At 66.2% G+C, this 11,522-nt stretch carries 8 protein-coding genes and 1 pseudogene; 4 read left to right on the top strand and 5 right to left on the bottom strand.

Annotated features, from left to right (window positions below):
- Window positions 1-39: 39 nt before the first annotated feature.
- Window positions 40-183 (bottom strand): annotated as a pseudogene (locus HDG33_RS25865) (2-oxoglutarate-dependent dioxygenase); the annotation flags it as partial.
- The gene (locus tag HDG33_RS25870; protein WP_184035513.1) at window positions 184-663 is read right to left on the bottom strand and encodes a nuclear transport factor 2 family protein; all 480 of its coding nucleotides are present in this window, start codon (window positions 661-663) and stop codon (window positions 184-186) included. It abuts the pseudogene before it with no gap.
- A 139-nt stretch (window positions 664-802) separates the two neighbouring features.
- Here HDG33_RS25870 and HDG33_RS38115 point away from each other — a divergent pair, with 139 nt between their 5' ends.
- The gene (locus HDG33_RS38115; RefSeq protein ID WP_311548383.1) at window positions 803-1,498 is read left to right on the top strand and encodes a LysR family substrate-binding domain-containing protein; all 696 of its coding nucleotides are present in this window, start codon (window positions 803-805) and stop codon (window positions 1,496-1,498) included.
- Between the two features lie 127 nt (window positions 1,499-1,625).
- Here the strand turns inward: HDG33_RS38115 and HDG33_RS25880 are convergent, their stop codons facing one another.
- From HDG33_RS25880 to HDG33_RS25890, 3 genes are all read right to left on the bottom strand, one after another.
- Window positions 1,626-3,065, bottom strand: coding sequence for a nicotinate phosphoribosyltransferase (locus HDG33_RS25880; protein WP_184035516.1), 1,440 nt, complete (start codon window positions 3,063-3,065; stop codon window positions 1,626-1,628).
- Between the two features lie 291 nt (window positions 3,066-3,356).
- Window positions 3,357-4,559 (bottom strand): AAA family ATPase, encoded by a 1,203-nt coding sequence (locus tag HDG33_RS25885; protein WP_184035520.1) that lies wholly within the window; start codon window positions 4,557-4,559, stop codon window positions 3,357-3,359.
- 181 nt (window positions 4,560-4,740) lie between these two features.
- The gene (locus HDG33_RS25890; protein WP_184035523.1) at window positions 4,741-5,010 is read right to left on the bottom strand and encodes a hypothetical protein; all 270 of its coding nucleotides are present in this window, start codon (window positions 5,008-5,010) and stop codon (window positions 4,741-4,743) included.
- Between the two features lie 1,323 nt (window positions 5,011-6,333).
- On the opposite strand from HDG33_RS25890, the gene HDG33_RS25895 reads away from it, so the two are divergent.
- The 3 genes from HDG33_RS25895 to HDG33_RS25905 form a co-directional block, all read left to right on the top strand.
- A complete protein-coding gene (locus HDG33_RS25895) occupies window positions 6,334-7,761 on the top strand; it encodes a sigma-54 dependent transcriptional regulator (protein WP_184035526.1) in 1,428 nt (475 codons plus the stop codon).
- Window positions 7,762-8,177: 416 nt separating this feature from the next.
- A complete protein-coding gene (locus HDG33_RS25900) occupies window positions 8,178-10,835 on the top strand; it encodes a mechanosensitive ion channel domain-containing protein (protein WP_184035529.1) in 2,658 nt (885 codons plus the stop codon).
- 121 nt (window positions 10,836-10,956) lie between these two features.
- The coding region (locus HDG33_RS25905; protein WP_184035532.1) for an IS5 family transposase at window positions 10,957-11,522 on the top strand (566 nt) is incomplete at its 3' end.

Raw genomic sequence — 11,522 nt, forward strand, 5'->3', positions numbered from 1 at the left:
GCCCCGCCTCGGCACGCCTCCCACTGATGTGACCCAGCCTCAGCCGTACGCGCGCTCGCGCATCCACTTCGTCATGATCCACTTATCGCCGGCAAGCACCGGCGCGCCGCCGTGCAGGGTCGACGGATCGAGCTGGCGCTGGCCGTTCATGTAGCGGAAATACACCGCGCCGCCCGCGCGCGCCTAGTCGCGCTTCAACTGCCCGCGATAGTGCAGCAGCCCTCGGCGCGCCTGCTGCCGGAGCATCCGCTGCACGAACGGCGACCAGCCGAACAGCGTGCCGCGCACGCCCATCGCCTGGCGCATCCACAGCCACAGATCGAAGCGGTCGCGATGCTCGACGATGAGCCCATCGCGGAACACGAAACGCGCCTCGATCCGGTTCACGACGTCGCGCCCCGTCTGGACGAAACGGTAGCGCGCCACCCACTGCGCGCGGCCGGTATGGTCGTCCGCCTCGATGTCGCTGAAGGTCAGCGTGAAGTCTTGCGCATGCTTGACGAGCATGCGCCACATGTCGCGCGCTTCGTCGCCGACCAGCTCGCCGAAAGCGGGGTCGCTGAAGACGACGTCGTCGGCATAACAGGCGACCATAGTCTCGGCGTCGCGTTGCTGGAAGGCGGTGTAGAAACGTTCGATCAGCTCGGTGTTGGGATGGCTCATTGATGTCGTATGGTGTATTGCAGGAGCGCGTCATGCACGCGCAGCGTCGCGCCGCGCTCCGGAAAAAAACAGCCCGCGCGCGGTAGGCGGCGGGGATGGCGCACACGATATCGGAAAACGGCGTGAAAGGGAGGCCGTCGTGAGCGCCGCCCGTAGCGCAGGCGCCAGCGACGCGGTGGCCTGCGCGGCGTCGCCCGCCATCACGCGCCAGCGCCGAGCGCGGCGCGCACGGCCGGCGTCAGGCGGCGTGGCCACGTCGAACGCCGCGCGCGCGGCCAGCACCGCGCCGAGCACGCCGACCGACGTGACGATCGCCGTAAAACGCGTGGTCGTGCTGATACCCGAGGCCATCCCGGTCCGCTCCGGCGGCACGCACGCCATGATCGCCTTCTACGTGCGTCCGCCGATGCCGCTCGCAACCGGCATTCAGGCCACGACCGTGCATCGCGACCGCTTCGTGCTCGCGCTGCCAGCCGATTCGCCACTCGCGGACTCGGCCAGCGTGCGGCCCTCGCAACTGCGCGACCAGTGTTTCGTGCTGCCCGAACAGGAGTCAGGCACCTTCGAAGTCGCGCGGCGCGGGCGCTTCTCACCTCGGCTCGGGCCGCGTCCGGGTACGCTCGCGGCCGGGCTCGCCTGCGTGTCGCTCGGCGGTTATGTGTCGGCCGTGCCGCATCCGCTCGCCGATTGCATCGCGCTGTCTGGCGTCGTCTACCGTGACATCGCCGGTCGGGCGATTGCGTCCGAAATCGCGCTCGCGTTTCGTCGGCACGAGCGAGCGCCCGCCGTCAAGGCGTTCCTGTGCTTCGCGCGCGATGGTAAAGATTCACGCTGACGGAGCGTCGCTACGTTGATCGGGGTCGGCGTCCTGTCGGATATTGCGGTAGGTCTGCCCTTCATGGCAGCACTGGGCGCTGATGACCCACCCGCTCATGACCATGCCGATGCGTCAGAAAGCTGGATCAACCTTCGTCCGCATATGCGCGGCCTCGAATCTCGGCCAGCGACGTATCGACCAGCAAGCGGCCCGCATCGAACACCGTCTCGAGCGCTTCGTCCCACTCGCCCTCCACCGTGCTCCCGTCCCACGCGATCGGCAACGTGACCGTCCGGTACTCGCCGGTGCGGCGATGGCGCAGCAAGGTGAGCCGGCCTTTCATCGAGCGCTTGGCGTGATCCGTGACTGGATCCTTCGACACATCGTGCCACGTGTCGCCTAGCCGGATCGCCGAGCACTTCATCGCGAAGCGCTGCGTATCGCGGTTGATCTGCTGCAACAGCGCACCGCCCATGCCGAACACGATGTTGTCGGTGGCGAAGCCGGCCTCGTCCATCGCGGCGAGGATCGCGACGATCGAATCCGGGTTCACGCCGTCACCCTGAATCACGCGCACATGGTCGAGCACGCGCCGCCCCTTGCTGTTGGTCTGCGACCCGAACGAAGCCTCCAGCGAGCGCAGCGTGTGCAGGACGATCGTGCACGGATCGCCGGAGTCCGGGCGAATCACGAGCATGCCGCCGGAATCGAGCACGGCCTGCTTCAGCTCGCCGCCCCATGCGTTCAGCGCGGCGAACAGGTCGTAAGAGTCGGACACCACCGAAACGATCGCGCCCGGCTTGCCGAAGCGGGCGATCATGTTGCGATACGCGTCGACTTCGCGCTCGCGGCCCCACGACGTGATCGTGCTGTGCTCGGCCGCCGGCACCGAGAACGCGGCCATGCGGTCGCGGTAGTAGTGATTCGCCGCAACCACGCCGAGCACCGTATCCGAGCCCATGAAGCTGACGAGATGTGCCGCGCCGCCGATCGCCGCCGACTCCGCGCTCGACACGCCGCGCGCGCCGAAATCATGCAGCTTGAACGGTAGCTGCGAGAGATCGTCGCTGCTTTTCAGCAGATACGCGCGGATCGTCTGGCGCAGATGCCAGCTTTGCGTCGCGACCGTGATCGGATACCACACGCGCATCAGCATCGTCTCCAGATACGACGTGAGCCAGAACACCTGCGGATCGTCGCATTCGACGGTGACGAGCACGTTGTGCGTGGGCACGACCGAGCCTTCGGGCGCCGCGCGAATCCGCACCGGCAGATGGCCGCCGTATCGCTGCACGACGTAGCGCCAGCCCGCCTCGTTGAACGGCTCGCCGTGCGCGCTGAAGAAGCTCCGCGCCTGGTCGATCATCGCGCCGGTAACCGGCCGGCACAGGTACTCCTTCAGCAGCATCTGCAAGCCGAAGAACAGCGTGCGGCCGTAACGTCCGCCGCGCGATTCGATGTACGAGAACATCGCCGTCGCGTCGGGCGGATATTGCAGATAGTGCGATGCCTTGTACGAATCCGTATTCAGAATCGGATTGGAGAGGATCGACGCGAGGTCGCTGAAACCCTGCGCGTTTTGCATGGACGGTGCTGCGCTCACGTGATTTTCTCGCTGGAGTGACCGGACGGCGCGAGCCTGCCCGACGCTTTCGAAACTCTAAGGCCGCGGCTCTACGCCTACAGACTATGCCGGGGATGACCCTGGATCTCACCTTACTACGGTATGCGCGATAGCGCTCGTCGTCGGACTGTAGCTTCTCTTCGCGCAGGATGAGTCTGGCCTGCAGCGCCAACTGCAGCCGCAGACAATCAGGTTCCGGATCTCGAGGTTCACCAGCAGAAGACCGGGCTCGAGCAGCGAGTAGACGTCGTCCTAGACCCCCGGCTTCAATTGCGGCGGCAGGTTCGGCCACGTCGCGAGCAATCTGCCGAGCATGCGCCTGCGGCGCTCCGCACCCGCGGGCCACAGCATGTTCGCGAGCAGCACGATACCTTGCGCGAGCCCGCTGTCGCGCGCGCACGCGACGAGCGGCACGCCGCGGCTGAGCGCATCGTTGACGTGCTGATCGTCGCGCGGCAGTTGATGCGCGACCCTCGCGCCGAGCGTGCGTTCGAGCATCGGCAGATTGATCTGCGCGTCCTTGTCGTACTGGTTGACGACGACCCGCACCTTGCTGGACGGATGCCCCAGTTCGCGAAAGATATCGAGCATGCGGCGCGCGCCATGCAGGTACAGCGGGTTCTGCCGCACCACCATGCAGATCGCGTCGCTATGCGCGAGCGCGCGGATCGTCGACGGATTCAGGCTCGGGCCGACGTCGATCAGCACCGCGTCGTAGCGCTCGCGCACCAGCGTCAGAATCCGGTCCAGCTGACCGGGCAGCAGTTCGGCGGCCTTCAACGGATCGCCGGCGCCGGCGAGCAGATCCAGGTTCGGGCACACGTGCATCGCGCACGCGTCGAACAGCGCCGGGTCGAGTTGCTCGTTGCGCGAGCACAGATCGACGAGCGTCATGGGCGGGGGGCGATTCGCCATCAGCAGGCTCGCGTCGGCGAATTGCTGGCTCAGGTCGATCAGCAGCACGCGCCGCTCACGCCGCGCGGCGAGCGCGCACGCGAGGTTGACCGCGATCAGCGTGGTGCCGCTACCGCCCTTGCTCGACGCCAGGGTGACCACGCGCGCGTGGCGCCGCTCGGGCTCGCGGCGCCGCGCTTCGATCTGCGCAAGCGCATCGACGACGGCCTGACGATCGAGCGGCCACGACAGCACCTGCCGCACGCCGACGCGCAGCGCCGCGCCGATCAGCGCGGTGGACGGCGCCGGCGTCACCAGCATGCAATGGAGCGTCGGCGCGCAGGCGAGCGTTTCCTCGATGCCGTCTAGTCCGCCCACGCTCAGATTGGCGTCGTCGACGATCAGCAGGTCGGCGCCGCGGACCACGCGCGCGTGCATCGGCAGTTGCCGGGCCGGGCCGAACGCGGTGCGCAGCCGGTAACGCACGCCGCTCTCTTCGAGCCGCACGACGATTCGCTGCGCGTTTTCGATGCTCGCGGCAATCAGGAAGATGTCGATCATGGCAGCTCTGCGGCGCTTGGCGCGTCATGCGCGGGCTTTTATTCCAGTCGTCTGTTCACGATTGACGACGCAGGCTTCGGCGCGAGTTCCTTACCGCGACGCTCCTCCGTGAAAACCATGAGCCGGCAAACGGTGCTATCGAATTCCTGCGCGGTCGCTGCGAGCCGACGAGCGGCAAGCGTCAGACGTCGGTTTCATCGTCGTCGCGCCGCTGCGCCGCGCTGCGTTCAGCGCGCACCGGCATGGCGTACAGCGCGTCGCGCAGCAGGTCGCGGCGGATCTCGGCTTGCGCTCGGCGCTCGAGCGCCTCGGCGACGACGAGCGTCAGCAGATCGACCGACGAGCCCGCCGCCTGCGCGAAAAAGCGCGCGCGCGATGCCGCGACATACCGCCGGTAAGCACTTCTGGTTCCTCCCGAAGCGGCCGGCCTGCGAATCAGTTGTGGTTTCATGTCAGCCCCCGATGTCGAGCAGATTTGCGCCAGGTCACGCCGTCTGGTCTCAGCGCCCCGGCCGTTGGGCCAGGTCGCCGTGCCCGTGCCAACCCACGGACACGGCCCCTGGTTCACCTCGTACATTCGTCTCTCTGTGGAGACTAGCGTCTCTCCCCGCTTCATCGCGCCGGCCGGTCCTGATCCGGCGCTGCCCCTTCCCTTTGCGGCGCGTCGCTCGCGAACGTTGCCAGCGCGTTGCCTGTCGTTATCGCCACCCTTTTCGCGTCATGAGGACAAAAAGTCGAAAAGGAAAAACGGCGAAGTCGTTGCCCTTTTTTCGTCCGGTTTTGAATGGCCGCCAAACCGGTCCGCCACTCACCCGTTTGCTAACGTATTTAGAAGGCCCCGCCGCGCTCCCGCAAACACCTAATGGCTTCCCCGACCATGTCTGCGAGTGACTTTTTTACCGCCGGTCTTTTTTAATCCGGTTTTCCCGTACCGTCGACCTGGCAGCAAAACATTTTTCTGTGCAGACCTTATTGCAATGGTTATGCCAACACGCGTTCGAATCGGTAAGGCGCCCGTCACGGCTTCACGCTGCCGAGAAATCGGTTTGCTTTTGACGCAGTGCGGGCCTGCCCGATTTTTGGCGTGGCGCGCATTGATTCGTTTCTGACACGCCAAATCGCCGCGCGCTGGCCGCAAAGCGCGCCTCCCGCTCCGTCTCGCCAGCCTGCTGACTGGCCGCGGGGCCAGCCACACGCGGCTTCGCCGCTCCTTCCGGCTGGCAAAGCGCCCCACCCGGCGCGGCAAAACGCATTCGACTCGCGCTGTCCAATCTGTCGCAACTGTGAAACATGACTGCTCGCGCCCCGTCCGTTTTAGTCACGCCTTAATACCAGCGCAATTGCTACGCAATGTGCGATTGCGCGCATAACCGGCCTTGACCGCTTATTCATTAGTGATCCGTGTTAATCCGAAAATCCAACACGCATTCTTCATCCCTGTTTCTTTGTCTGGCGCTTTCAGGCGCTTTCGCTTATCGTTAGGCCATGCGCCAATCAGAGCGCTTGTATCAGGTCAACGAGGCAAGCCACGGTTCAAGTGGTTTTCACGGTTCGGGGAAAAAATCGCCGGGCAGTTTCAGCAATGAACGACAAGGTCGCCGCCATTGCATGAATCGGTCCGCCATGCAGCGCGTTCCGGTTCGCGCCGCGCTTGAAGCGTGTCCCTTGTTCGTGATTGCTGCTGTCGTGAATGCGTCGCAGCCGGAGTGCAGCAACTGGCCGCCTGAATCTCACAACGTCGCACGGCAGTCCTGAGGATCGAACGGGGGGAACCATGACTACGACTTGCACACCGGCCGATATGGAACGCACGGTTCTGTACGTGGCGAACGCGCCCGACCAGATACTCGTCGAGTTTCTGGCCGCGTCGGGATGGCAAGCCGTGCACGCAAAAAGCACGGCCGTGGCGGAACGCATGATCGAACGCGGCAACATCAAGGTCGGTCTCGTTCAGTTGCCCGAAGACTGCACGTCACAGCAGCTGTCCGCGCTCGCGCTGTGCATGCGCCGCGTCGAAACCAACTGGGTCGCGCAGATCGTGCCGGGCCAGGCCGACAACGAGCTGGTCAGCCGTTTCATCCTCGATTACTGCTTCGACTTCGTCACGCAGCCGTGGCTCAACGAGCGGCTCGTGTTCGCGCTCGGCCACGCGCATGGGCTGTCGAGCCTGCGTCAGCCGCGCGTCGCGCCGGAGCCGTCGCTCGGCCGCCACGGCATGGTCGGGCAATGCGAGCCGATGCAGCAGCTCTACCGGCGCATCGACAAATGCGGCGTGACCGATGCGCCGGTGTTCATCGCGGGCGAATCGGGCACCGGCAAGGAGCTGACCGCTCGTGCTATTCACGACCGCTCGCCGCGCGCGGGCCGCACGTTCGTCGCGATCAATTGCGCGGCGATTCCGCCGAGCCTGTTGCAGGCCGAACTGTTCGGCCACGAGCGCGGCGCTTTTACCGGCGCGGTGCAACGCAAGCTCGGCCGGATCGAGAGCGCGCATGAAGGCACGCTGTTTCTCGACGAAATCGGCGACATGCCGCACGAATGCCAGGCGGTGCTGCTGCGCTTCCTGCAGGAAGGCACGATCGAGCGGCTTGGCGGCAACGGTCCGATCAGCGTCGACGTGCGCGTGATCTCGGCCACCCACGTCGATCTGGAGCGCGCCGTCGAAGACGGGCGTTTCCGTTCCGACCTCTATCACCGGCTGTGCGTGCTGCGCCTCGTCGAGCCGCCATTGCGCGAGCGCGGCGGCGACATCAAGCTACTCGCCAATTACGCGCTCAGCATGTACAAGCAGGACGGCGCGCGCAAGCTGCGCGGCCTGTCGAGCGACGCGATCGTCGCGATGTCGAACTATCCGTGGCCCGGCAACGTGCGCGAGCTGATCAACTGCGTGCGCCGCGCGGTCGTGATGAGCGAGGGCCGCTTCATCACCGCGAGCGACCTCGGCCTGCCCGAAGCTGACAATGGCCCGGCGGTCACGCTGGCGGAAATCCGCAGCAAGGCCGAAAAGGATGCGATCGAGAACGCGCTGCTGCGGCACGGCTACAAGCTGTCCGATGCGGCGGCCGAACTCGGCATTTCGCGCGCGACGCTGTACCGGCTGATGCACGCGAACCGGCTGCATCAGGAGCCGGCCGGACGCGGCGCGAGCAGCGGCCCCCATGCCGATGACGAAGCAGAGCGCCAGACCTCTTCAGTGGCATAAGCGCGGATTTAAGCGTTTTTTGAAGTGAACGCTTAGCAGCGCACGGTCACGGCGATTGAGCATTCCCGACTTTCCGCGCTCTGCCCGCACGTAGCGTGGTCGTCGAGAACATCCTCGCGCCGCCGCCAGCATTGCCATCCGGCAAGCGGCCTCCTACCTCCTGCGCCGCCCCGCCCACGGGGCTTTCCGGGCAAGCTTTCTGCTGCCTTCGACAGGCCTGCCGGCCATCATCGGCTATCCTGTCGGGTCAACGCCCCGCCCGACGGGCGCCGCTCTCGCGGCGCTTTCGCCCGTCCGGCGGGCCTCCGCCGCAGGAACTTCAGCGCCCCGCCCCGTGTCGGTCCCGGGTCACCCCGCTGAAACAGCCCATGTTCCGGCACAATCGTCCGCACTGGCTTCATCCCGCTTTACACCCTATGCAAAAATTTCTGCGTGTCTGTTTTTTCATTTTTCTGCTCGCAGGCGCGGCGCCCGTCTTCGCCGCCGCGCCTGAGCCTGCCCATCCCACGCCCGCGACACCCGCTTCCGCCGCCGTCACGCTGACACCTCAGCAGGCCCGCGACGCGCTCGCTGTCCTGAACGACCCCAAACGCCGCGCGCAAGTCGCCGATACGCTGCATGCGATCGCCGCGGCCGGCGCGTTGAGCGCGCCGCCCGCATCCGCGCCGGCGGCGGCGTCGGCGCCCGCCGCCGCAAGCGGCGCAGCCGCGCTCGTGCCGGACGCGTTCAAATCCAATGGCCTCGCCTCGCAACTCGCGCGCGAGGGCGCGCATTACGCCGGCTATCTCGCGACCTCGCTGCGCGGCTCGATCGCCGCGCTGCTCGACGTCGCGTCGGTGCGCGCATGGTGGAACTGGCAGTTCGCCAATCCGCACGCGCGCGCGGTGCTGTTCGAGGTGCTGTGGTCGCTGCTGGCCGCGCTGATCCCCGCTCTGGTGCTCGAATGGCTGGTGCGGCGGCTGCTGCGGCGCGTCTATCGGGCGATCGCCGCGCGCCGCGAAGCCGCGCTGCAGGATGACAACGACAACTCACCGCCGCCCGCGCATGCCGCCGGCGCCGCGCCGGCCGGTCATCCGCCGCCCAGCACGCCGCCGCTGCCCCCGATGTCATCGGTGCCGTCAGTGCTCGAAGCGCAGGCGCAAGCCGTCGCGACTGGCCCGGCCGCGCCGTACGCGACGCCATCCGCCAAAGGCCGCGCCATCGAAGCCGAGGGCAAGCGCAACGCGACGCACCACTGGACGTTGCTGCAACGTCTGCCGCGCGCGTTGCTGATCACGCTGGTGCGGCTCCTGCCGATCGCGGTGTTCCTCGGCGCGGCGAGCGCGCTGATGTCGATCTTCACCGGCAACGGCACGCCGCAGGATCGCGCGCTCGATTCGCTGATCGACGTCTATGTGGTGTGCCGCTGCGTCGTGATCGTCGGCGGTTTCTTCCTGCAGCCGAGCGCACCGCGTCTGCGGCTGCTGCGCATGGGCGATGCGTGGGCCGCGTTCGTGCTCGGCTGGATCGTGCGAATCGTCAGCGTGGTCGGCGCCGGCGTCGCGCTAGCCGAAGTCGCGCAGGCGCTTGGCATGAACGACGCCGCGCATCTCGCGCTGCTGAAAGTGGTCGCACTCGCCGGTCACGTGATGATCTCGATCCTCGTGCTGCGCTGCGCGAAACCGGTCGCCAACCGGATCCGCAATCGCTTCGCCGCTCACGAGTCGTTAGAGATGTTCGGGAACGCGTTCGCGGACGCGTGGGCCGTGGTGACCGTGGTCATCGTGATGGGCCTGTGGTTCGTCTGGGCCTTCGACGTACGGAACGGCTATCACGCGCTCGTGAATATCGGCGGCATGACGCTCGCGATACTGATCGGCGCACGGCTCGTGTCGATCGTGATCTTCGGCGCGCTCGCGCGCATCTTTCATGTGCAGGACGAAGCGTCACACTCGCTCGTGCATCAGCACGCCTACCGATACTATCCGGCGCTGCGGCGCGTGATCGGCTGGATCATCGGCAGCGTCACCGCGCTGGTGCTGTTGCAGGCGTGGGGCGTCGGTGTCATCGATCTGTTCCGCAGCGGCACGATCGGCCACCGGCTCGCCTCGGCGCTCGCGACGATCGCCGTCGCCGCGATCATCGCGCTGGTGGTGTGGGAGGTCGTCAACGTGTCGGCCGAACGTCGCCTCGATAACTGGACGAGCAACGGCGATCTGGTGCGCGCCGCGCGTCTGCGCACCTTGATGCCGATGCTGCGCACCGCGCTGTTCTGCGTGATCGCGCTCGTCGTCGTGCTGACCGGCCTGAGCCAACTCGGCGTGAACATCGGCCCGCTGCTCGCGGGCGCGAGCATCTTCGGCGTCGCGCTCGGCTTCGGCTCGCAGAAGCTCGTGCAGGACTTCATCACCGGCATCTTTCTGCTGATGGAAAACGCGATGCAGGTCGGCGACTGGGTCACGCTCGCGGGCGTGTCGGGCACCGTCGAATATCTGTCGATTCGCACCGTGCGGCTGCGCGGCGGCGACGGCTCGCTGTTTACGGTGCCGTTCAGCTCGGTGTCGACCGTGAACAACACGAATCGCGGCATCGGCAACGCGGCGGTGCGCGTGAATATCGTGTTCGGCCAGGACGTCGAGCGCGCGATCGACACGCTGAAGGAAATCGGCGCATCGCTGCGCACAGACGACAACTTCAAGGACGGCATCCTGGCGGACTTCTCGTTCTGGGGCGTCGATGCGGTCGACGGTTCGGCGATCACGCTGGCCGGCCAGATGCAATGCCGCGATACGTCGCGCTGGGGCGTGCAACGCGAATTCAACCGACGCATCCTCGAACGCTTCAGCGAACTCGGCATCGAGATCGCGAATCCGCAGCGTCATCTGCTCACGTGGGACCCGGCGAGCAAGGCCAGGTTCGACACGGCCCTGCCGCGCGAACGCCATGGCGACCGGCCGGACGGCGACGCCGCGGGGGACGGCCACGCTCCGCACAAGGGCGACGCGCCGCTCGACGACCAGATCCCGGTTGATCCGAGCCCGGCCGGCGGCCCTGGTACGCCCGGCAATCCGGGCTCGACCTCGCCGCACGCGTGACGCGTCGCGCGTCGCGCGCGTAAAGGTTCGCTAGGGAAACGCTGATTAATGGAGCTCGGCGGTCATCGCTCACGTAGCCGAAGACGTTATAGAAGGCAGCTCACAGAACGGACTCACGAGGATGAAGAGGCAGATCGGCTTCGCGGAAGCGGAAATTGCAGGCAAGAAGCGCGTGACGAGGCGCCAACGCTTCCTGGCGGAGATGGAGCAGATTGTGCCGTGGCAGCGTTTGCTGTCTGCAATCGAACCGCATTACCCGAAGGGCACGCGAGGCCGTCCGCCGATTGGCTTGGAGCGAATGCTGCGGATCTATTTCCTGCAACAGTGGTACGGGCTGTCGGACCAAGGGCTGGAAGACGCGCTGTATGACAGCATTGCGCTGCGCGCCTTCGCCGGCATCGATCTGGCAGTCGAGAACGTTCCGGATGCGACCACGCTGCTGAAATTCCGGCGCCTGTTGATCGAGCACGAACTGACACGGAAGCTGTTCGACGAGATCGGTATCTCGCTGTGTGAGCGTGGACTGATGATGAAGGAAGGCACGCTGGTTGATGCGACGATCATCGAAGCGCCACCGTCGACCAAGAACGCCGGGAAGAGCCGTGACCCGGAGATGCATCAAACGAAGAAGGGAAACGAATGGCACTTTGGGATGAAAGCCCACGTTGGCGTGGACGCCGATTCGGG

Source organism: Paraburkholderia sp. Cpub6, assembly GCF_014201065.1.
GTDB lineage: Bacteria > Pseudomonadota > Gammaproteobacteria > Burkholderiales > Burkholderiaceae > Paraburkholderia > Paraburkholderia tuberum.

What these genes read in the sequence shown, in the direction of transcription:
- HDG33_RS25880 (WP_184035516.1), bottom strand. Translation starts at nt 3,065, where the DNA reads ATGCAAAACGCGCAGGGTTTCAGCGACCTCGCGTCGATCCTCTCCAAT.
- HDG33_RS25895 (WP_184035526.1), top strand. Translation starts at nt 6,334, where the DNA reads ATGACTACGACTTGCACACCGGCCGATATGGAACGCACGGTTCTGTAC.
- HDG33_RS25890 (WP_184035523.1), bottom strand. Translation starts at nt 5,010, where the DNA reads ATGAAACCACAACTGATTCGCAGGCCGGCCGCTTCGGGAGGAACCAGA.
- HDG33_RS25870 (WP_184035513.1), bottom strand. Translation starts at nt 663, where the DNA reads ATGAGCCATCCCAACACCGAGCTGATCGAACGTTTCTACACCGCCTTC.
- HDG33_RS25900 (WP_184035529.1), top strand. Translation starts at nt 8,178, where the DNA reads ATGCAAAAATTTCTGCGTGTCTGTTTTTTCATTTTTCTGCTCGCAGGC.
- HDG33_RS25885 (WP_184035520.1), bottom strand. Translation starts at nt 4,559, where the DNA reads ATGATCGACATCTTCCTGATTGCCGCGAGCATCGAAAACGCGCAGCGA.